The organism is Flavobacterium sp. FlaQc-28, assembly GCF_044007415.1.
GTDB lineage: Bacteria > Bacteroidota > Bacteroidia > Flavobacteriales > Flavobacteriaceae > Flavobacterium.
Genome location: NZ_JBIPCM010000001.1, coordinates 975,482 through 994,937 on the forward strand (window position 1 = coordinate 975,482; position 19,456 = coordinate 994,937).

Consider the following 19,456-nt stretch of genomic DNA (forward strand, 5'->3'; position numbering starts at 1 on the left):
GTTTATTTTGTAGAGGCGCACTGCCGTGCGTCTCATTCGTGTACAAATTACGTGTAGATCTCTAGTATGCTGTATGTACTAAAGGGCATCTCTATAATTAGATAAAAAATAATTTTTAAATTATTTTTTCCTGCTGACAAACTGTTGTCACCAGCTCATTTTACTTTTGAAGTATAGAAATATTAAAACTTTAAAATCATGAAAACATTAGAAGCACAAGTAATTACTTCAGAAGAATTATTGAAACATTGGCAAGGACATCGAGCACTTACACGTCGTGTTATTGAAGCTTTTCCTGAAAAAGATTTTTTTGAATTTTCAATTGGGGGTATGCGTCCTTTTGCAAAATTAGCTGATGAACTTTTGGCTATTGCTGCACCAGCACTTAAATCGATAGTTAATCGTGACGTTCAGCCTTATACAGAAGGAACTGAAAAATTGATTTTTAAAGCACAGTATCTTGAAAAATGGGACGAGGCAACGGAGGAAATTAATAAATATTGGGAGAAATTGTCGATAGAAGATTTTAATGAAAACTTTAATCTATTTGGACAATATGAATTTCCAATTATTCATAATATTTTGTATTTTATTGATAATGAAGTGCATCACCGTGGGCAAGGTTATGTATATTTGAGAGCTTTAAATATTGAACCGCCGCTTTTCTGGGAAAGATAATCAGATTACTTTTAATTCGTTTAACTTAAAAAACTAAAAACGACAGCAATGAGTTTAAAAAAGATAATGTCTAATTATGCAGATTATAATTTATGGGTAAATCAACAATTTGTGAATTGGCTTTCGCCGAAATCTGATGAATTGCTTTATGCAGAAGTTTCTTCGAGTTTTTCAAATATTATGAAAACATTGGATCATATTTGGTCTACTGAAGAATATTGGTTTTCGATCATTTCTGAAACTTCTCCAATAGAAAAGAAAGAAGAAAAGGAGTTATCAAAAGAGGAAATATTTGCGGGACTATTAAATTCATCTGCAAAGTTGAAGAACATTATCCATTCATTGTCTGAAGAAGATTTGGTTAAAGAAGTTAAAATTAGTAATCCGTGGTTTGAATGCAAACTTCCAATTTCTGATTATTTACTTCAGGTTATCAATCATGGTACTTACCACAGAGGGCAGATTGTTACAATGGGGCGAAATATAGGAATTACTGATGCTTCAAATACAGATTATAATTTTTATAACGTTGTTAAACAGAAATAAATAAAAAAACTCCTGAAGATTTCTTTCAGGAGTTTTTTTTTATAAAAGTCTTAGTCTGTTAATTTCTAATAATTCTAAAGCTCTTGTTTTTAGTCTTTCGGGTTCTAGTATTTCGGCATAATCCCCAAACATTAAAAACCAACGCGGGAACCCGCTTTCAATATCCTTGCACATAAACGTCATTTCTATTTTTCCATCAACTTCTTTTTCTGAAATAAAACCATGATATTTTTTTTCGGTTCCTAAATAGCGGGAGATTTTTTTGTCAATTAGGATTCTGACTTTTGTAGTTGGAATAGTTTCATTTTTAGATAAATAAGTATCGAGCGAATTATGTTCGATTGTAAAGTTAGAGTCCGTTTTCTGAATTTTTTGAATTCTGTCCGTTCTAAATTGGCGATAATCCTTTCGCAAATGACAATAGCCTAAAAAGTACCAATTATTATGATCGTGAAAAACACCAACAGGCTCAATATTTCTTTCATTAGTTTGATCGCTTTCAAAAGTTTTGTACGAAAGCAGAATTTGTTTTTTCTCGGCAATACTTTCAAAAAGAACTGCTAAAGTATTTGGAGAATTGTCATTAAACATTGGTTCTGCAGTCTGCATTACAACTTTAGATTCAATATTAGAAAGCCAGTCCTTATCAGTGCTTCGAAGAACCGATTTCAGCTTATACATTGCCGATGCGTAATGATTTCCCAGAGCAGGATCAGTAAATTTCTGCATTAGTTTTTCGGCAGCAATAAAACTGCTTACTTCTTCGCGCGTAAACATAACCGGCGGAAGTCTGTAGCCGTCCATTAAAGCGTAGCCTACGCCGGCTTCGCTGTAGATTGGAACTCCAGATGCTTCAAGAGTTCTAATGTCTCTATAAATAGTTCTTAAACTCACATCAAATCGATCTGCCAATTCTTGTGCTTTTACAATCTTTTTTGATTGTAATTGAATTAGGATAGCCACAATTCGGTCAAATCTTTTAGGAGTTTCGTCGAGCATTTTTTTTTGGTTCAAAGGTTAAGAAGTTCAAAGTTACAAAGGTTTGATGTTTAAAGAAATAAAAAAGCTGTCCCAAATTGAGACAGCTTTTATAGGTAAATCGTAGAAACGAATTAAAATTTATACAAAAGTCCAAATTTTGGTTGATCAAAGATGTTTTCGAATAAGTTGATGTTTAATTGAAAAGTATCTGATGATGGACCATTTTCCGGAGAAACACTATTGTAAGATAAAATGTTAGCAAGGGTAAATGTAACGGCAATATTTTTGGTTAAAAAATAGTTTAAACCAACATTAATATTGGCAGTAAGACTGTTGCTGTCGTTAGAACCTGCACTTGTTTCAACTTTGTTTCGGCCATAGCCTAAACCTGCTTCACCATACGCTTTAAAGCGTTTCTTATCTAATTCAAGCACATAATATCTTGCAAATCCTCCAATACCAAAGATGTTTGTTTTAGTATTTGTTGATTCAAATTTGTTGCTTGAATAATTTAATTGACCTCCAACAGCAAATTTGTTATTAAGGAAGTATCCAAATTTAGGATTGAAAGCATAGTAATCCTGGTCGCCGCCAGTGCTAATTTGTATAGAACCTTCTACAAACATATCCCCATGCGCAAAAGTGATTCCTTTTGCAGTTTTCATTTCTGACTCAACTTCTTCTTGTTGAGCATTAACGAATGAGAAAGTTAACATCGATAAAATAATAAAAAATTTAGTTTTCATAATTATCTGGTTTTAAAGTTGTAAGATTACAAGTTATAATTTTTGTGTTAAATTCCGTGTTAAATTCGACGAACTGCATCAAAATTCTGCAAAGGGTGTTAATGTTTTTGTTTTTGTAGTTTTTTACTTATAATTAATTGAGTTAGATTTAATTGCTTTTTTTGTAATGAATTGATTACTAGTTTTTAATAATGACTTTGCTATAAAAGAAAAACCCGATAACATAAGTCATCGGGTTTTTATCTATATTCTATTCTTTTTATTCTTTTTTCTAAATAAAAAAATCTAGTCGTTAAGTTTCAAAACAGCCATAAACGCTTCTTGTGGAATCTCAACGTTTCCTACTTGACGCATACGCTTTTTACCTTTTTTCTGTTTTTCAAGAAGTTTACGCTTACGCGAAATATCTCCACCGTAACATTTTGCGGTAACATCTTTACGAAGTGCTTTAATGGTTTCACGAGCGATGATTTTAGCTCCAATTGCAGCCTGAATTGGAATATCAAACTGTTGCCTTGGAATCAGCTCACGTAATTTTTCGGTCATTTTCTTACCAATATTGTAAGCGTTATCTTCGTGAATTAAAGCAGAAAGAGCATCAACCGTTTGTGCATTTAAAAGAACATCCAGTTTTACTAGTTTTGAAGTTCTCATTCCAATAGGAGAATAATCAAAAGAAGCATAACCTTTTGATACTGTTTTTAAACGATCGTAAAAATCAAATACGATTTCTGCCAAAGGCATATCAAAATTCAATTCAACACGTTCTGTAGTTAAATATGTTTGATTGGTAATTTGACCGCGTTTTTCAATACATAAACTCATTACGTTACCTACGAAATCAGCTTTTGTAATGATAGTTGCTTTAATGTATGGTTCTTCAACTCTGTCTAAACGAGAAGGTTCAGGTAAATCAGAAGGATTGTTTACAACAAATGCAGTTTCAGGATCTTTTTTGGTATAAGCCAAATACGAAACGTTAGGAACCGTAGTAATTACGGTCATGTCAAACTCACGCTCTAAACGTTCCTGAATAATTTCCATGTGAAGCATTCCTAAGAATCCGCAACGGAAACCAAATCCTAAAGCGGCAGAACTTTCAGGTGTAAAAACTAACGAAGCATCATTCAATTGTAATTTCTCCATAGAAGAACGCAAATCTTCGTAATCTTCAGTATCAACTGGATAAATTCCTGCAAATACCATTGGTTTTACATCCTCAAAACCAGTAATCATATTAGTAGTCGGCGTTTTAGCATCAGTTAGAGTATCTCCAACTTTTACTTCTTTGGCTTCTTTAATTCCAGAAATTAAATAACCAACATCACCTGAAGAAATTACATTTTTCGGAACCTGATTTAATTTTAAAGTTCCAATTTCGTCAGCAAAATATTCATTTCCGGTGGCCATGAATTTAATTTTTTGCCCTTTTTTGATTTCACCATTTACAACTCTAAAGATTACCTCGATTCCACGAAACGGATTGTAAACCGAGTCAAAAATCAAAGCTTGTAGAGGTTCGTCAGGATTTCCTTTTGGAGCTGGAATTTTTTCGATAATTGCAGCCAAGATATTTTCAACACCAAAACCTGTTTTTCCAGAAGCATGAATAATATCTTCTAATTTGCATCCTAATAAATCGATAATATCATCGCTCACTTCTTCAGGATTTGCACTTGGTAAATCTACTTTGTTTAAAACCGGAATAATTTCTAAGTCATTTTCTAATGCTAAGTACAAATTAGAAATAGTTTGTGCTTGAATACTTTGCGCAGCATCAACAATTAAAAGTGCACCTTCGCAGGCAGCAATTGAACGTGAAACTTCGTATGAGAAATCAACGTGTCCAGGAGTATCAATCAAATTCAAAATGTATTCCTCACCTTTGTAAGTGTATTCCATTTGAATAGCGTGACTTTTTATGGTAATACCACGTTCACGCTCCAGATCCATGTTGTCAAGCAATTGAGCTTTTTCTTCACGGGCTGTAACGGTTTGAGTAGCACCTAATAATCTATCTGCCAGTGTGCTTTTACCGTGGTCAATGTGTGCAATAATGCAAAAATTACGAATCTTCTTCATTGTAATATATAAGTTCTCTAATCGAGTTTAAGTATTTCTTTTAATGTAAATTGCGCTCTAACAATTGCTTTAGCGTATGTTACTAAGCCGCAAAGATAGCGCAAAGTTTTGGATTCTGGAATTCAGAAGCCCGATAGTTAAAAGCTAAGATTTAAAAAGTGCTTTAAAATTCAAAATTAAACCCTTTTTGAGTTAATTTCTTGTAGATTTCGTCGTCAAACTTATAAAGTTTTGCGGCTCTATGCGAAACATCTTGCTCTTTTTCATCAAGTTCAAGCAGTAGTTTCATATGAAGAATTTTTCTTCTAAAATTTGATTTTTCTAATGCAGTACCTAGAATTTCTTCGTAAAGATGCATTAACTGCAATAAAGTAAATTTTTCAGGAAGAAGATTGAAACCAATAGGAGCATGGCGAACTCTGCTGCGAAGGTGCTGTAAACTGTAAGACAGGATTTCGTTATGATCGTAGATTAAATCAGGAATGCTGTTTATTTTGTACCATTTTGCATCAGATGCGGTGAAACCAACTTTAATATTATAATCTTCTCTTTTTACAAGAGCATAATATCCTATGGTAATAACCCGCCGAAGCGGAAAACGATCTGGATCGCTAAACACTTTTAACTGTTCCAAATAAATGTTATCAAGACCTGTAAGTTCACTCAATAAACGTTGAGCAGCATTATCAGTGCTTTCGTTTTTATAAATCCATCCGCCGGGAAGTCCCCATTTTCCTTTGCTGATTCCTTCGGCATGCTGTACTAAAAGCACTTCTAGACTTCCTTCTTCAAAACCAAACACAACACAGTCAATTGTAATCGCTTTCATTGCATTTTGTTCACTTTTTGGAACAGAGCAGGTTTCTACTTTTTTATTCATTTGCGAAGGAAATTTTTACAAATTAAATAAATAAAAAGCACAACTCTTCTTGTTGATCATTTAATATTTTTAATAATTTAAAAATTTGGCAACCAATGATTTAAAAAGAGAAAGAAAAGAAAATTAAAGCAGTAATTAGATTATTGAGGTGATGTATTGCTGTTTTTTGAGGAATTCTCGGGTTGATTGTCTTTAAAATTCCCGTACCATTTCTCAATTGACGGATACACAAAAGCGGCCACTTTTTTTACAGGATTATAAAAAATAGACTTGTCCAGAGTTTCCTTTTTAGCGAAAGTATTATTGAAATTGATTTTTTCAAACAAGGCAATAAAAATGCTTAAAATAAGAATTGATTTTAAAACCCTGAAAAAACCTCCGCCTAATTTATTTGCCCATCCTAAAAAGGCAAAATCAGCAATTCCAGTAAGAATTTTGGCTAAAAAATAAACACCGATTACAACTAAAACAAAAGTTAGAATAAAAGCTGTAATTTGAATTGTGCTTGGATTCCACGACACATGTTTGCTGATTATATCTTTCATTAAAGAAGAAAATTTAATCGCTAAATAAATTCCTAACAACAACGAAATAAAAGAGGCAACTTCTACAAAAAGCCCATTTTTAATGCCTTTGTATAAGCTAAAACCTAAAAGTGCACCAACAATAATATCAAAAAAACTCATGTTTTCTGTGGATTTAATAAAGGCGCAAATATAGATCTTTTTTTTAGGTTCAAAGGAGCAAAGCTTCAAAGGGGCAAAGTTTTTAATTTTCAAAATCAATAAGTATACTTGATATTTTGATACCGTAAAAACGGAAGTTTTTGTTTTTTGAGGTCTTTGGATTTGAAGTTCTTATCTTTGCAACTCTAATTTTAGAATTCAGATTGCAGATTTTAGATTTTTAAATCAGCAATCTAAGATCTAAGATCTAAAATCATAAATAAAATGTCAAGAGATACACAATTAAAAGAGCGTTGGGAAAAGCTCGTCGATATACTTTCAAATCAATTTTCGCAAGGCGAAGACCTAGATTTAGATGCAATTATTTATTTAATTGGAGTTCAGGAACTCGGAAAAGTTCACCGCGAGTTCAAGAAAGATGAAAAATTAAATTTGATGCACATTGCAATCTGCAGATTATTGGAACCTTATGGGTTTTATGAATTTGATTTTTTTGATGGCGAGGGCTGGCCGCATTACAAAGTAAAAGAACAATTACCAGCTTTAAAAGCTGGCGAACAATCAGTTTTAATGAAAGAGGCAATCGTTAATTATTTTTTAGAAAGAGAAGTAATAGAATAGAAATTTTAAATTATAGAATGTAGATTTTAGATTTTAGATTGAAATTATGACAGAAGTTTGGAAAATACTTCAAACATCTCACTCTTAACATCTCACTTTTTTACTAAATTTGTATTCTCAATTATTGAAGGAAAATGATAGACAAGATAAAAGAACATATAGAGGAAGCTAAAGCCTTTAATGATAAAAATAAAGAATCCTTAGAGCAATTCCGTATTAAATATTTAGGTAGTAAAGGATTATTGAAAGAACTTTTTACAGAGTTTAAGAACATTCCGAACGACCAGAAAAAAGATTTTGGGCAGGTAATTAATACTCTAAAAGCTGTTGCTGAAGAAAAAGTTCGCGTTATTCAGGAAGAACTGGAAAGCAAACAAGAAACAAAAGGAGTTTTTGGAGATTTAACACGTGCAGCAGAGCCGGTAATTATTGGTTCCCGCCACCCAATTTCAATTGTTAAAAATCAGATTATTGATATTTTTGCCAATATTGGTTTCAACGTTTCTGAAGGTCCGGAAATAGAAGACGATTGGCATAATTTTACAGCATTGAACTTGCCGGAATATCACCCGGCGCGCGATATGCAGGATACGTTTTTTATCCAAACAAATCCTGATGTGCTGTTGCGTACGCATACATCATCTGTTCAGGTGCGTTATATGGAAAATCATAAACCGCCAATTCGTACGATTTCTCCAGGACGTGTTTTTCGTAACGAAGCAATTTCGTCTCGTTCGCACTGTATCTTTCATCAAGTAGAAGGATTGTATATTGACAAAGATGTTTCTTTTGCTGATTTGAAACAAACGTTACTTTATTTTACAAAAGAAATGTTCGGAAAATCTAAAATTCGTCTTCGTCCGTCATACTTTCCATTTACAGAACCAAGTGCTGAGATTGATATCTATTGGGGTTTAAAAACCGAAACGGATTACCGTATTACAAAAGGTACAGGATGGTTAGAAATTGGAGGATGTGGTATGGTTGATCCTAACGTTTTGAAAAACTGTGATATAAATCCAGATGAATACAACGGTTTTGCCTTCGGAATGGGAGTAGAGCGTATTGCGATGCTTTTATACCAAATTGGTGATATCCGTATGTTTTATGAAAACGATGTTCGTTTCTTAGAGCAATTCAAAGCAAATATATAATTCTGTCTAAAAGTCATAAAGTCGAAAGTCATAAAGTCATTACTTTGAGGTTTTCGACTTTATGACTTTCGACTTTTAAACTTTTGACTAAAATGAAAAAAGATATAATAATTCCAATAGTTGAAAACGTGTTTCTTGCTGCCGTTCAGGAATGGAGCGATGATTTTATGGAAAAAGTATGGTATGCTTATCTTGTAAATGACAGCGATTTTAATCTAGACAGTGTAATGGTGGTTTCAAAAGCATTTGGAACAATTGATGGGGAAATGAAAAAAACTTCAATTTTGCGTCATGCTTTTGTTGAAGTTCCTGCCGTTTCTGTAGTAAAAATTGAGATGATAGAGAAAAGTCTTCTGGTTATGAACAACGAATTTATGGTTACTTTCTTCATCGGGAATACTTTGTACGATAAAAAATTCATCTTTAAATCTAATATAATCAATGAAAATGACACGGAAGAGGTGCCAATTTTGTTTGTTGAGGGGATTATGGTGAAGTAAGAATTTAGAAAATAGAATAAAAAAAAGAGTCAAGACTTATTTAATTTGTCTTGACTCTTTTTTTATATCTGTAATGAAGTCTATTTCTTTACTCTTGCTTCTGTTTTCTAAAATCTAATCCAAAGATTCTGTTAATTTCTTAAATACAGACTTCGCATCTTTCCCTTCGTATAAAACAGCATAAACAGCGTCTATAATTGGTGTTTTTGCTCCGTAACCTTGATTTAGTTTGTAAGCACTTTTTGTGGCGTAATAACCTTCGGCAACCATGCTCATTTCCATCATGGCGCTTTTTACTGTGTATCCTTTTCCAATCATATTTCCGAACATTCTATTTCTTGAAAAAATAGAATATCCTGTAACTAATAAATCGCCCAAATAGGCAGAATCATTAATGTTACGTTTCATTTTATGCACTTTACGAATGAATTTTTTCATTTCGCGAATCCCGTTACTCATCATAACCGATTGAAAATTATCTCCATAGCCTAAACCATGTGCAATTCCGGCAGCAATTGCGTAAATGTTTTTAAGCATTGCAGCGTATTCAGTTCCGATAATGTCGTCTGAAATTTTAGCTTTAATATAATTTCCTGAAAGAGATTTTGCTACAGTAGAAGCTTTTTCGGGATCACCGCAAGCAATTGTCAGGTAAGAAAGTCTTTCTAATGCAACTTCTTCGGCATGACAAGGACCTGTAATAACTCCTATGTTATAATATGGAATATCGTATTGAATATGAAAATGCTCGCCAACAATTAAACTAGTTTCTGGAACGATACCTTTAATTGCTGAAAAAATAATTTTATCAGATAAAGAAACCGTCATGTTTTTTAATTCGGCATCTAAAAAAGCAGATGGGATAGCAAAAATGATGTAATCTGCGTATTCGATCGCTTCATTTATATTGCTGGTTAGTTTAAGCTTGTTAGTGTCAAACTCGACAGAGCTTAGATAATTTGGGTTGTGTTTGTATTTCTGAATATGTTCGATCGCAGATTCATTACGCATATACCACGCAATTTCTGAAAGATTAACGCACAACATTTTTGCAATTGCCGTTGCCCAGCTTCCTCCTCCAATTACTGCAAATTTTAACTTTTCACTCATTATTTTAATAATTTAAAACAAAAGTACTTAATAAAGTAGTAATAATACAAAATCTGATTTAAGAAATTTATTTGTGTCTATATAATAGCAATGGTTTTCAGCAGTTTTCAATTAAAGTAAAAAATATTTTTTGAGAAACACAATAAAAATAAAATCCTTACGTTGTAACTCTTTATAAATTAGAATTTAATGAGTTTAGCAAGAATTGAGTTAGTTAGTTTTGTTTTAGTATTTTAAAAAGGCGCTCTTAAACTAGTTAAGAACGCCTTTTTTCATTAGTTGCCAATACTCACTTTTTAGTGTTGACTGTTATTTACTGATAACTTAATAACTAAGTTCAACAATAGATTTTACTTTGTCTAAAGTTATTAATTGATTTTCCCCCAGACCTTTCCAGCCTCTTTCATCAAAACGATTTACAATGAAATCGGCAGTATTGCTGTAATTTTCTGTGTATTGCGATAGTTTTGTATCCATTCCCATTGTATGGAAAAATTCTACCGTTTTATTAATTGCTTCTTTTGCCACTTCATCATCAGATCCTGAAAGATTAAAAATACGTCGGCCATATTGTGCCAGTTTGCCTTTTTTGGTCTCAAACATTACCTTGTATAAACTTGGGCCAATAATAGCTAAAGTTCTTGCATGATCAATTCCGTAAAGAGCTGTTAATTCATGACCTATCATATGAGTTGCCCAATCTTGAGGAACACCTTTTTGAATTAATCCGTTCAGCGCCATAGTACAACTCCACATAAAGTTTGAAGCTAATGCATAATCAGTTGGATTCTCAACGACTTTTGGACCTATTTCAATTAAAGTCTGTAAAATTCCCTCAGCAATTCGATCTTGTAAAAAACCTTCATGCGGATAGGTCAGGTATTGTTCCATTACGTGCGTGTAAGCATCAACAACACCATTTTGGATTTGTCTTTTTGGTAAAGAAGCAATAACCGTTGGGTCGCAAATAGAGAATTTAGGAAACATTGCGCTCCCGCCAAAAGCAAGTTTTTCTTGAGTAGATTCAATAGTTACAACAGAGCCTGAATTCATTTCGCTTCCCGTTGCTGGCAGCGTCAAAACAGTTCCAAATGGCACTGCATTTTCTGTAATTAAGATTCTTTTTTGTAAAATATCAATCGGATTTCCCTCAAAATTTACAGCTGCCGAAATAAATTTTACGCCATCAATTACTGATCCTCCGCCAACGGCAAGTATGAAATTGATTTTTTCGGCTTTAATAACGTCAACTGCCTTCATTAAAGTTTCGAATCTAGGATTTGGTTCGATTCCGCCAAATTCTACAATTTCAAAACCTTTTAAGTTTGTGATTACTTGATCGTAAACACCATTTTTAAAAATACTTCCGCCTCCGTAAGCTAAAAGAATTTTAGCCTCTTTTGGAACTAGAGTTGAAAGTTTTTCAATTTGTCCTTTTCCGAAAATTAAATTCGTCGGATTATATAATTCAAAGTTTAGCATTTTTTTTAAGGTTCTAAGATGTTAAGCTACTAAGGTTCTAAGGTTTTTTTCTTTGAACTTATCTAATAGGCTTAGCATGGTTGTTTGTTTAATTTTTTTATTTATCAATTTGCTTCTGGGACATTAGCTTTTTTTAGGTCCTAAGAGAAGAATCTTAGCTTCTCAGTCCCTTAGCGCCTTATTTATTTAATTTTTGTAATAATTTGCCGGCTACCAATTTAGATGATGCTGGATTTTGCCCCGTAATTAAAAGTCCATCCTCAACAGCATATGGCTGCCAGTTTGGTCCTTTTGAAAAAATCCCGCCATTTGATGATAAAGCGTCTTCCAATAAAAACGGAACAACTTTAGTTAAACCAACCGCTTCTTCTTCGTCATTGGTAAATCCAGTTACCTTTTTGCCTTTTACGAGATATTCACCGTTGATTTTTACATTTTTCAAAACAGCTGGGGCGTGACATACAAAAGCAATAGGTTTGTTATGCGTATAAAATGATTCGATTAAGGAAATAGAATTTTTATCTTGAACTAAATCCCAAAGCGGTCCATGACCTCCAGGATAAAAAACAGCATCATAATCTTTTTGATTAACAGTCGAAAGTTTTAAAGTGTTTTTTAGTTTTTCTTGTAAAACTTTGTCAGCATCAAAACGTCTTGTGTCTTCTGTCGCTGATGACGGATCAGCACTTTTTGGATCAATTGGAGGTTGTCCGCCAAGAGGAGAAGCAATTGTAATTTCAACTCCCTGATCTAATAACTCATAATATGGTGCAGCAAATTCTTCTGACCAAAACCCAGTTTTTTCTCCTGTATTGCCCAGCTTATCATTACTGGTAACAACAAATAATACTTTTTTCATCCCTTTTTTATTTGATTTTTGTGCAACAGCCGAAATGTTTGTGACAGCGAATGCAATTATTGAAAGTAATGCTATTTTCTTCATAATATTAAATTTTGAACAAATTTACAGCTTAAGTGATATTAGTAAAAATAAAATAAACTATGTTTGTTATAAATAAATTTATGTCATGGTAAATCTAGAATGGTACAGAACTTTTAAGGCAGTTTATAAAAACGGCAATTTTTCGGTGGCTGCAAAGGAATTATTTATGAGTCAGCCAGCCGTTAGTCAGCAAATTTCTATGCTCGAAGCTCATGTTGGGAATAAATTATTTAATCGAAAATCAAAAGGAGTAGAGCCAACGGAATATGCTAAGTTACTGAATAATTTGATTATAGATGCGCTGGACAGGCTTGAAAGCGTTGAGGCTGGTTTTAGAGCTAAAGCCGAAGATGCAAACCGATTGATTTCTGTTGGAATCTCAAAACATCTTTTTGAATGTATAGGGAATCTTTTAATTTCAAAGTTTGAGTTAATCGACTTCACTTTTGCAGAGAACGACGAACTTTTTGCATTAGTCGATTCTAAAAAACTTGATTTTGCGATTACTACAAAAAGGTTTGATACTTTTGATACCACTTATGAAATTGTTGGAAAAATTAAATTAATAGTGGTTGCTCCAACAACTTTAGATATAACAGAATTTCGTCAAAGATTAAAAGCAGACAATTTTGTAGAGATTGAACAATGGCTGAATGGACAGAAATGGTACAGCCACGATGCCCGAATTCCACACATAAAATTATTTTGGCTCCATGCTTTTAATAAAAAAAGACCCTCGATGGTGCCTAATTATATTATTCCTTCAGAATCTGAAATGCTTCGCCTTTTGTCTAAAAATGATGGAGTTGCAGTAACCTGGAATTGTAATGCGAGAAGTTTTATTAAAGAGAATAAACTGCAGTTAGTCTGGAATAGTTTTCATGTTCCAGAAGAATTTGTGTTTTTACTAGCGCCAAAAAATAATAATTTAAATGCGCTTTTTGAGATTATTTCTAAAGAGCTAAAATTATTTTTTGGTAACAGATTATGATTTAAATCATTTGTTCGTGTTGCTTAAAAGTATAATTTTGATGTATAAACCACTAAAATTTTCAAAAATGAAAAAGTTTGTATCAGTTTTAATTCTTGTTGCAGCTGTATTTATGAGTAATTCTTGTAGTAAAGCAGAAGAATCTATAGTAGATTGTGCTTTCGAATCTGCTTATGTAAAGATACATAATTCTACAGATGCCACTAATCCGAAATTAATGAATTATTCAATTGAGTATACTGGGTCTGGGACTTTACTTAGTGTGGTATGGACATTTGGAGATGGAACTACTGGAAGTGGTGCCGTTGTTACTCATGCTTATGCCACGGCCGGTACTTACGTAGCTAAAGCAGAGGTGACAGTTAAAGTTAAAGGTTCGCAATGCGGCTCAACTAAGGAGAGATCTGTGACGGTTAACTAGAAAAAGTTCATAAATATTGATGAGAGTCAACTTTGTAATTTATGCTTGCGTAATAAATTACAAAGTTGACTCTCATTCGTTATATTTGTTCGATATGATTTTTAAGTATGGGAAAATTGCAAAATATTAGAATTGCTGTTGATGCTATTGTTTTTGGATATAAAAATGGCGGTTTATATGTGTTGTTAATTGAGCAGCAATTTGGTTCCTCAGAAAAATACTGGGCTTTGCCAGGTGGTTTGGTTCGAGATGAAGAATCGTTAAGTGATGCGGTTATTCGTGAGTTGCGTGAAGAAACCAATGTTGAATTGACTTTTATGGAACAATTGTACACATTTGGCGATGATATTAATCGAGATTCTAGGAATCGTGTTGTTTCCGTTGCTTATTATGCTTTGGTAGATGCTTCAAGTTTAGAAATTAAAGCCAACACAGATGCTGAGAGAGTACAATGGTTCAAGATTGATGAGATTCCATCTTTAGCGTTCGATCATAACTTAATTCTGGAAAAAGGCATAGAAAGGTTAAAATCAAAGTTGACTTATGAACCAATTGGGTTCGATTTACTTCCTGAAGAATTCTTGTTTTCTGATTTAGAAAATCTCTATTGTACTATCTTAGAAAAAGAAATTGATCGTAGAAACTTCAGAAAAAAAATTCTCAGTTACGGAATTTTAGAACAGACTGATAATTTTTCTCCTATAAAAAGCGGAAGACCGGCAAAGCTTTTTAAGTTTAATAAGCTTAAATACAGCGAGTTTGTTGAGAAGGGTTTTCACTTTGAAATAAGGTTTGCGTAAATTTTACACAAAATAAATTGTTTATTTAAAATTTAATCCTACATTTGCGTATAATTAACGCAAACTAAAAATATATGATACTTAATCTAGATCCAAAATTCACTCCTTTTCAAGATCAAGAAGAAATTAAATTTAAAAATTTTACATTCTCTGGAGGAGAACCTCACATTAAAATCGATCCAAATTTTAATGTTGATCAAAAAATAACAATCACACATAGATTAAATTCATTCAATGATTTAGGATTGTTATGTATTACGGTTGATGCTTTGCGCCGAATGGATGTTAAAATTATAGATTTGTTTATTCCCTATTTTCCAGCGGCAAGGCAAGATCGTGTTATGATTCCGGGCGAGCCTTTATCTGTAAAAGTATATGCTGATATTATAAATGGTTTACAATTAAATAAAGTTTTCGTTTTCGATGCACATTCTGAGGTTACGCCTGCTTTAGTTAATAATTGCACCGTAATTCCAAATCATACTTTTATTAAAGAGATTTTAAAAATTATTGGTGAAAACGTAAAATTGATTTCTCCAGATGGTGGAGCTTTAAAGAAAATCTACAAGGTTTCTGAATTTTTAGGAGGCGTTGAGGTTGTAGAATGCAGTAAAAGCCGAGATGTGAAAACTGGAAAATTGTCTGGATTTAAAGTTTACGAAGAGGATTTAAAAGGAATGGATTGTTTAATTGTTGATGACATCTGTGACGGAGGCGGGACTTTTGTTGGATTGGCAGAGGAACTGAAAAACAAAAATGCTGGGAAATTATATTTAGCAGTAAGTCACGGAATTTTCAACAAAGGTTTTGAGGTATTAGATTGTTTTGATAAAATCTTTACCACAAATTCTTTTAAAGATTTTGAAGATGAACGTGTTGTTCAAATTAGATTAAATGAATTGTTATAAAATCAAATTGCTATAAAAAATAAAATATGAATCCACTATTATTAACAGACGGTTACAAAGTTGACCACAGAAGACAATATCCAGACGGTACAACATTGGTGTACTCAAACTGGACTCCAAGAAAATCAAGATTAGAAGAAGTTGATGAGGTCGTGTTTTTTGGATTGCAGTATTTCATCAAAAAATATATTATTCATGATTTTGAGCACTACTTTTTCAAACAGCCAAAAGAAGAAGTGGTTAAAAAATACGCTCGCAGAATCAATAATTATTTAGGCGAAAACCAAGTTGGAATAAAACATATCGAAGATTTACACGATTTAGGATATATTCCAATGGTTTTTAAAGCATTGCCAGAAGGAGCAAGTGTACCGTTGCGAGTGCCAATGTTTACCATGTATAATACAATTCCAGAATTTTTCTGGCTTACCAATTATTTTGAAACCTTACTTTCAGCAGTAGTTTGGCTTCCTTGTAATTCAGCAACAATTGCAAAAGAATATAGAAAAGTATTAGATAAATACGCAGATGAAACTTCTTCTGTGCCAGAGTTTGTTGATTGGCAGGCGCATGATTTCTCAATGAGAGGAATGGGCGGGATCGAAGCAGCGATAACTTCTGCGGCTGGGCATTTGTTGAATTTTACAGGTTCAGACACAATTCCTGTAATTGATTTTTTAGAAGATTATTACAATGCAAATTCAGATCTAGAGCTTGTGGCTGGTTCAGTAGCAGCAACAGAACATTCTGTAATGTGTATGGGAACTACAGAAGGGGAGTATGAAACTTTTAAAAGATTAATTACAGAAGTTTATCCAAAGGGAATTGTTTCTATTGTTTCGGATACCTGGGATTTATGGAAAGTTCTAACGGATTATCTGCCAAGATTAAAGGAAGAAATCGTTGCTAGAGAAGGTAAAGTTGTTATTCGTCCTGACAGCGGTGATCCAGTTGATATTATCTGTGGAAATCCAAACGGAAAAACGGAGCAGGAAAAGAAAGGTGTTATTGAATTGCTTTGGGACGTTTTCGGAGGAACAGTAAATAATAAAGGATTTAAAGAATTAGTACCGCAAATTGGTGCTATTTACGGAGATAGTATTACCGTGGCAAGAGCAACTCAAATTTGTGAAAGATTAAAAGAAAAAGGATTTGCTTCTACAAATGTTGTTCTTGGAATTGGTTCTTTTACCTATCAATATAATACTAGAGATACTTTCGGATTTGCAATGAAAGCAACTTATGGAGAAGTAAACGGAGAGGGAAGAGCCATTTTTAAAGATCCAATTACAGACGACGGAACTAAAAAATCGGCCAAAGGACTAATGAAAATTGATTTAATTGACGGAAAGTATCATTTAACTGATAATGTTTCTTGGGAAGAAGAAAAGCAAGGCGAATTGAAGGAAGTTTTTAGAGATGGAAAACTTTTAATCGACCAATCACTGAGTGAAATTAGAACTCGAGTAAAAAGTGAAGTGAGTATAGAAGCTTAATTATAAAACGAAAGCCTGAACATAAGTTCAGGCTTTTATATTGCGCTCTATTGTCATTTCGACCGAAGGGAGAAATCACACTCGTAAATCGACAAATATAGGATACCCTTTGCGGAGTTTCTTGTGTGATTTCTCCCTTCGGTCGAAATGACAAGATTGCCTAAACTGTCTGGAGAATTACTTCTTATATAAATTATTATGATCTATATATTCCCAAACTTTTGGCGGGAGTAAAGGCTGGATATTCTTGCCTTCTTTAATATTGTTTCGAATAAAAGTTGATGAAATTTCTACAATAGGTGCATCAATTACATGAATTTTTGGATGTGATTTCAGTTCTGTATTTTCTGGTTCATCAGAAATACGCGGGTACACATAAATATCATGGTTTTCGAGAATCACCTCGTAGTTTCTCCATTTATGAAGTGTTTTTAAATTGTCTTCTCCCATAATCAAAGAGAATTCATGACTAGGATATTTTTCTTGTAAATGCGCTAATGTAACTACCGTATAATTCGGCTGAGGCAGTTTAAATTCAATATCCGAGGGTTTGATCTTTGGATAATCTTCTGTTGCAAGAAAGACCATTTGCAAACGGTGATGATCATCGAGTAAGGTTGCTTTCTTTTTTAACGGATTATGAGGCGTAACGACCATCCAAATCTGATCTAAATCTGCAAACTCTGCCATATGATTGGCAATGATCAAATGACCAACATGGATTGGATTATATGTTCCGAAGTAAAGACCTATTTTCATTTTTTATAGTGTCACAGAGAGTCGCTAAGATAGCACAAAGATTCGCAAAGTTTAAAAAAATACTTTTGCGAATCTTTGTTTTTTCTTTGTGAATCTTTGCGGAATAAAATTACTTATTTATGAACTCTTTTACTAATTGATAAGCTTCTTCTTTTGCAGTATCTAAATCGTAATTTTTTATAATAGTGTCAAATTGAGGTGCTGTAGCTAATTCTACAGAAGCTTTTGCAATTCGCATATTAATTTTATCGTCACTTTCTGTAGAACGTTGTTTTAATCTGCGTTTTAATTCATCTACACTTGGAGGTTTTACAAAAACGGCTAAAGTTTGTTCAGGAAATTTATGTTTAATACGTAATCCGCCGGCAACATCAATGTCAAATATTACATTTTTTCCTAAAGCCCAAATACGCTCAATTTCCGACTTTAGTGTGCCATAAAAATTATCGCGATAAACCTCTTCCCATTCTAGGAATTCTTCGGCCTTAATGTGTTTTTTGAATTGTTCTAACGAAATAAAATAATAATCTTTTCCGTGTTCTTCTTCTCCGCGTGGGTCGCGAGAAGCTGCTGAGATCGAAAATTCTAAGTTTAAATCTTCTTTCCCTAGTAAATGTTTTACTATAGTTGTTTTTCCTGATCCTGAAGGTGCTGAAAAAACAATTAATTTTCCTTTGTTCATTATTGTTATGCTTTAAGCTTTAGGCTTTAGGCCTTAGGCTTTAATTTGATTTCGTTTTTAGCTTATTGCCTATAGTTTAAAGCTTGCAGCGTTTTTACAAAACATTCAAAACCTGTTCTTTAATCTTTTCTAATTCATCTTTCATCATCACAACCAATTTCTGCATTTGAGCATGATTTGATTTAGATCCCATAGTGTTGATTTCACGACCCATTTCTTGAGTAATAAAGCCTAGTTTTCGACCGTTTGCTTCATTTCCATTTAATGTTTCTAAGAAATAGTCTAAATGGTTCGTTAAACGCACTTTTTCTTCGGTTATATCCAACTTTTCTAAGTAGTAGATTAATTCCTGCTCAAAACGATTTTCGTCAACATTAACTTGTAATTCTGAAATTGCCGTTTGTAAACGATCTTTAATGGCTTGAACACGTTCTGGATCTAATGCCAAAGCATCATTCATATATTGACGAATATTACCAATTCTTAAGTTGAATTCTTTTTCTAGAGATTCTCCTTCATCTTTTCTGAAACCTAGAATGTTTTGAAGTGCTTCGTCAATAATAACTTGAATTTGCTCCCAATCATTTTCGTCGATTTCTTCGCGTTCAGTTTTTAATGTGTCTGGCATACGAACGGCCATTTTCATTAATTCAGTTTCATCTGCGTCCGGATAAACCTCTTTTAATTGAGCAATGTAGTTTTTTACGACAGGTACATTTACTTTTGTTGAAGTTTGTTCAGAAGTGCTTTCGATATAAATTCCGAAATCAATTTTACCTCTTTCCAGTTTTGCTGCGATTTGAGTTCTTAAACCTAATTCCATTTCGCGATAAAGCGACGGCATTCTTACGTTTAAATCTAAACCTTTGCTATTTAAGGACTTTACTTCAATGGTAATTTTTTTTGTAGGCAATTGCAAAGAAGCTTTGCCAAACCCTGTCATAGATTGTATCATATAATTGAGTATAAAGGCGCAAAGATAACTAAAAG

The 19,456-nt window shown here is 33.1% G+C and carries 21 protein-coding genes; 10 read left to right on the plus strand and 11 right to left on the minus strand.

Translation table 11 applies throughout. From position 1 onward, the window contains the following. Positions 1 to 198: 198 nt before the first annotated feature. Positions 199 to 678 (plus strand): DinB family protein, encoded by a 480-nt coding sequence (locus ACHRVL_RS04275; RefSeq protein WP_395410597.1) that lies wholly within the window; start codon positions 199 to 201, stop codon positions 676 to 678. 48 nt (positions 679 to 726) lie between these two features. Then, positions 727 to 1,224 (plus strand): DinB family protein, encoded by a 498-nt coding sequence (locus ACHRVL_RS04280; RefSeq protein WP_395410600.1) that lies wholly within the window; start codon positions 727 to 729, stop codon positions 1,222 to 1,224. A 39-nt stretch (positions 1,225 to 1,263) separates the two neighbouring features. Here the strand turns inward: ACHRVL_RS04280 and ACHRVL_RS04285 are convergent, their stop codons facing one another. The 5 genes from ACHRVL_RS04285 to ACHRVL_RS04305 all read right to left on the minus strand — a co-directional run bounded on the left by ACHRVL_RS04285 (position 1,264) and on the right by ACHRVL_RS04305 (position 6,599). Then, entirely contained in the window at positions 1,264 to 2,223 is a 960-nt protein-coding gene (locus tag ACHRVL_RS04285; protein ID WP_395410602.1) for a helix-turn-helix transcriptional regulator, read from the minus strand. A 113-nt stretch (positions 2,224 to 2,336) separates the two neighbouring features. Then, a complete protein-coding gene (locus tag ACHRVL_RS04290) occupies positions 2,337 to 2,951 on the minus strand; it encodes an outer membrane beta-barrel protein (protein WP_395410603.1) in 615 nt (204 codons plus the stop codon). Between the two features lie 285 nt (positions 2,952 to 3,236). After that, a complete protein-coding gene (gene lepA, locus ACHRVL_RS04295; RefSeq protein ID WP_099717971.1) occupies positions 3,237 to 5,033 on the minus strand; it encodes a translation elongation factor 4 in 1,797 nt (598 codons plus the stop codon). A gap of 163 nt (positions 5,034 to 5,196) precedes the next feature. Further along, positions 5,197 to 5,913, minus strand: a complete 717-nt coding sequence (locus tag ACHRVL_RS04300; RefSeq protein WP_395410605.1) for an NUDIX hydrolase — start codon at positions 5,911 to 5,913, stop codon at positions 5,197 to 5,199. A gap of 140 nt (positions 5,914 to 6,053) precedes the next feature. Next, entirely contained in the window at positions 6,054 to 6,599 is a 546-nt protein-coding gene (locus ACHRVL_RS04305) for a CvpA family protein (protein WP_395410608.1), read from the minus strand. Positions 6,600 to 6,863: 264 nt separating this feature from the next. On the opposite strand from ACHRVL_RS04305, the gene ACHRVL_RS04310 reads away from it, so the two are divergent. The 3 genes from ACHRVL_RS04310 (at position 6,864) to ACHRVL_RS04320 (ending at position 8,874) form a co-directional block, all read left to right on the plus strand. After that, the gene (locus tag ACHRVL_RS04310; RefSeq protein WP_089057145.1) at positions 6,864 to 7,220 is read left to right on the plus strand and encodes a hypothetical protein; all 357 of its coding nucleotides are present in this window, start codon (positions 6,864 to 6,866) and stop codon (positions 7,218 to 7,220) included. A 134-nt stretch (positions 7,221 to 7,354) separates the two neighbouring features. Further along, a complete protein-coding gene (locus ACHRVL_RS04315; RefSeq protein ID WP_089053332.1) occupies positions 7,355 to 8,374 on the plus strand; it encodes a phenylalanine--tRNA ligase subunit alpha in 1,020 nt (339 codons plus the stop codon). 92 nt (positions 8,375 to 8,466) lie between these two features. Beyond that, a complete protein-coding gene (locus tag ACHRVL_RS04320) occupies positions 8,467 to 8,874 on the plus strand; it encodes a hypothetical protein (protein WP_395410610.1) in 408 nt (135 codons plus the stop codon). Between the two features lie 114 nt (positions 8,875 to 8,988). On the opposite strand, the gene ACHRVL_RS04325 is transcribed toward ACHRVL_RS04320, so the two are convergent. The 3 genes from ACHRVL_RS04325 to ACHRVL_RS04335 form a co-directional block, all read right to left on the minus strand. Continuing rightward, a complete protein-coding gene (locus ACHRVL_RS04325) occupies positions 8,989 to 9,984 on the minus strand; it encodes an NAD(P)H-dependent glycerol-3-phosphate dehydrogenase (RefSeq protein ID WP_089053330.1) in 996 nt (331 codons plus the stop codon). 324 nt (positions 9,985 to 10,308) lie between these two features. Further along, a complete protein-coding gene (locus tag ACHRVL_RS04330; RefSeq protein WP_395410613.1) occupies positions 10,309 to 11,466 on the minus strand; it encodes an iron-containing alcohol dehydrogenase in 1,158 nt (385 codons plus the stop codon). A gap of 178 nt (positions 11,467 to 11,644) precedes the next feature. Further along, positions 11,645 to 12,409, minus strand: coding sequence for a type 1 glutamine amidotransferase domain-containing protein (locus ACHRVL_RS04335; RefSeq protein ID WP_395410616.1), 765 nt, complete (start codon positions 12,407 to 12,409; stop codon positions 11,645 to 11,647). Positions 12,410 to 12,494: 85 nt separating this feature from the next. Here ACHRVL_RS04335 and ACHRVL_RS04340 point away from each other — a divergent pair, with 85 nt between their 5' ends. The 5 genes from ACHRVL_RS04340 to ACHRVL_RS04360 all read left to right on the plus strand — a co-directional run bounded on the left by ACHRVL_RS04340 (position 12,495) and on the right by ACHRVL_RS04360 (position 17,025). Continuing rightward, entirely contained in the window at positions 12,495 to 13,400 is a 906-nt protein-coding gene (locus ACHRVL_RS04340) for a LysR family transcriptional regulator (protein WP_395410618.1), read from the plus strand. A gap of 67 nt (positions 13,401 to 13,467) precedes the next feature. After that, positions 13,468 to 13,821, plus strand: coding sequence for a PKD domain-containing protein (locus tag ACHRVL_RS04345; protein WP_395410619.1), 354 nt, complete (start codon positions 13,468 to 13,470; stop codon positions 13,819 to 13,821). A 107-nt stretch (positions 13,822 to 13,928) separates the two neighbouring features. Next, a complete protein-coding gene (locus tag ACHRVL_RS04350) occupies positions 13,929 to 14,621 on the plus strand; it encodes an NUDIX hydrolase (RefSeq protein WP_395410620.1) in 693 nt (230 codons plus the stop codon). A gap of 74 nt (positions 14,622 to 14,695) precedes the next feature. Next, positions 14,696 to 15,529 carry a ribose-phosphate diphosphokinase gene (gene prs, locus ACHRVL_RS04355; protein WP_395410622.1) on the plus strand — a complete coding sequence of 278 codons (834 nt, stop codon included), beginning with the start codon at positions 14,696 to 14,698 and terminating at the stop codon, positions 15,527 to 15,529. A 26-nt stretch (positions 15,530 to 15,555) separates the two neighbouring features. Continuing rightward, positions 15,556 to 17,025: a nicotinate phosphoribosyltransferase gene (locus ACHRVL_RS04360; protein WP_395410624.1), complete on the plus strand. Its 1,470-nt coding sequence runs from the start codon at positions 15,556 to 15,558 to the stop codon at positions 17,023 to 17,025. Positions 17,026 to 17,202: 177 nt separating this feature from the next. Here the strand turns inward: ACHRVL_RS04360 and nadD are convergent, their stop codons facing one another. The 3 genes from nadD to ACHRVL_RS04375 all read right to left on the minus strand — a co-directional run bounded on the left by nadD (position 17,203) and on the right by ACHRVL_RS04375 (position 19,421). Further along, on the minus strand, positions 17,203 to 17,784 hold the full coding sequence (gene nadD / locus ACHRVL_RS04365; protein WP_089053327.1) for a nicotinate (nicotinamide) nucleotide adenylyltransferase: 582 nt from the start codon (positions 17,782 to 17,784) through the stop codon (positions 17,203 to 17,205). A 109-nt stretch (positions 17,785 to 17,893) separates the two neighbouring features. After that, positions 17,894 to 18,466: a guanylate kinase gene (gmk, locus tag ACHRVL_RS04370; RefSeq protein ID WP_395410627.1), complete on the minus strand. Its 573-nt coding sequence runs from the start codon at positions 18,464 to 18,466 to the stop codon at positions 17,894 to 17,896. A gap of 94 nt (positions 18,467 to 18,560) precedes the next feature. Beyond that, a complete protein-coding gene (locus ACHRVL_RS04375; RefSeq protein WP_395410629.1) occupies positions 18,561 to 19,421 on the minus strand; it encodes a YicC/YloC family endoribonuclease in 861 nt (286 codons plus the stop codon). Positions 19,422 to 19,456: the final 35 nt, after the last annotated feature.